Raw genomic sequence first — 1807 nt, forward strand, 5'->3', positions numbered from 1 at the left:
CTGCGCACTCCGTTTGCCTTGGTCCCGGACAGGTTCCGGGACGGCTTATAGCCCTGACGACGCCTGTCCGGACATACCGACGATACCCTGTACAGCGGCATCGACACCCGACACGATCGTGCCGGTGTTCACAGCGCCAAGAGCCGTGGTGGACAGGTTGCCGATCGACCCATTGACCTGGTCAAGCACGTTGTTGATCGACCCGTTCACCGCCGAGGCATTATGCGCCACGTTGAGCACCAGCGCGCCCGTATCGGCAGCCCCACCAATCTGCGCCACAGCGGCCGAGATCGCCCGGGTGGTCGTGGTGCCTGCCTCATCCACAGCAGAGTTCACCCCAAGCGTGATCTCACCCGTGTTCACGGCACCGAGCGCTGTCGTGGCCATGTCGCCAAAGTCAAGCGTCGGCATCTCCCATTCCGTCGCAGACGTCAGCCCCGCAAGCGCCTCCTGCGTCGAGCCGTCCACCCCAACAAGCACGTTGTTGATAGAACCGTCGATGGTGGTAAAAATGGGGGCCTGATATGTATCTATGCTTGTCACATTCAACTCCAGATACACTAACCCATTGATACTCGTAGTGTCCTGGTCAATGACCTGATCAATTAAAACCCCGTTGATACCAACCAACGAATAAGTGTCTGGACTATAGTTTGCATCGACCGGGTCTATGCGCCCATCCGAATGCAGGATGAGATGGTCTGTCAGGCCTGTGGCTGCGGCCATCAGGGGAATTTGGCCTGTATCCGGAAAGGCACTCCGGGGAATGTCGTAAGAGTTCCCGTTCCCATCCGATATAGTTGCGACTATCGTTCCCGGATCTGCTGTGGTGAAATCTGAGGACACATCCTCCACGATATTTCTCGACCTAGTTTCGCTTAGCAGAGTGCTCTCAGCAATGTTCGCATACGTTCCGTTGATCCGAGCGAGGTTGGATGCACCGTCGATCTGTTCGAGTACACGCTCAAGAACGGACTGTGCCGAAGCGGTGCCAGACGCAGCGATCAACGCTGCAAAGGAAGCCGCAAACAGGCGCATCCAGGGATTCTCCAAAGTACAGCCATGATCCTATGGCAGCTTTTCGGAAGTTTATCCAAGGAAAACCATACTTACATCACCGTTGGCCGTTCGGGGATTGAGAGGCGCCGAGACGGTTCCAAAGACCTCAAAATCACCCTGAATGGGGTCTGATGCCGGATGGATGGGGCCGAATCCTACGCTAAGGCGAAGTTTTGGCCGAATTTCGCTACAGCGTCCTGTAGGCGGTCGGTCTTGTCATCTTCACCATGGCCACCAGCGTCGGCGCCTCGATGGCGCGGCCAGCAGGGCGGTTGCTTGTTGCTTCCATGCGTCCCGGTCGGCCCGCACTTCGTCCAGAGCTTCGCGTTCCCGGTCGAGCGCCGCCCGTAGCGCAGCATTCTCGGCCTCCAGAGTGGCGGTTCTAACCTGTTCCGTTGACGGTACCGCACTGACCCATTCGGAGCCTAGTGGGGTTCCGATGTGGAATGCCCGCGTCAGTTCTGCCCCGTCTATCGAATAGCTGCCATCATCACGGCGTATCGCGCTCAGTTTCCCTGATTTAATGGCTCTGTTGATCGTGGACTTGCTCTTTCCTGCGATCTTCGCTGCCTGTGTCAGAGAAAGTTCCGACATAGTTCCGCGCCGCGTCATTTTGGTCGTTCCGAGTGTTCGGCAAATGCTTCGCGGGCAATGTCGGCCTCTCGGCGTGGTGCCGTGAATATCTTACCGCCCGGGCCTTCTGTTCGCAGTACGCGGCCCACACGATCCGCCCATTCCTCCCGCTCGG

General features: G+C 57.9%; 1 protein-coding gene. It reads right to left on the minus strand.

Annotated elements, in window-relative coordinates; translation table 11 throughout:
* Positions 1 to 45: 45 nt before the first annotated feature.
* Positions 46 to 1038 carry a hypothetical protein gene (locus tag GCU60_RS19570; RefSeq protein ID WP_121634704.1) on the minus strand — a complete coding sequence of 331 codons (993 nt, stop codon included), beginning with the start codon at positions 1036 to 1038 and terminating at the stop codon, positions 46 to 48.
* Positions 1039 to 1807: the final 769 nt, after the last annotated feature.

Origin of the sequence: Blastococcus saxobsidens, assembly GCF_010682065.1 — a bacterium.
Classification (GTDB): domain Bacteria; phylum Actinomycetota; class Actinomycetes; order Mycobacteriales; family Geodermatophilaceae; genus Blastococcus; species Blastococcus saxobsidens_B.